We start from the raw sequence: 231 nt of genomic DNA on the forward strand, positions 1-231 counted from the left end.
GCCGGGTGCGCCGGTGCAACCCGCGCTGCCCCCCCCGCCGGGTCGCGGAACATTTCCACGTCCACCAGCGGCGCGAAGCCGCCGCGCCGCAGCGCCGCATTCAATGCGCCGGAGACGGCATCGCTGATTGCCTTGCTGCCACCCTCTGCCTGGGAGCGGAACGTGACGATCATCGGCTTGCCACCCCGCGAGCGATCGATGCGCTGGCCCAGCGCGACCAGTGCCTTGGCG

At 72.3% G+C, this 231-nt stretch carries 1 protein-coding gene; it reads right to left on the reverse strand.

All coding sequences use genetic code 11. The annotated features are described in order from the left end of the window. On the reverse strand, positions 1-231 hold a 231-nt coding region (locus ACQG3P_RS25140; RefSeq protein WP_426806560.1), incomplete at both ends, for a type I 3-dehydroquinate dehydratase.

It is taken from the genome of Stenotrophomonas sp. SrG (assembly GCF_050031795.1).
Classification (GTDB): domain Bacteria; phylum Pseudomonadota; class Gammaproteobacteria; order Xanthomonadales; family Xanthomonadaceae; genus Stenotrophomonas; species Stenotrophomonas rhizophila_A.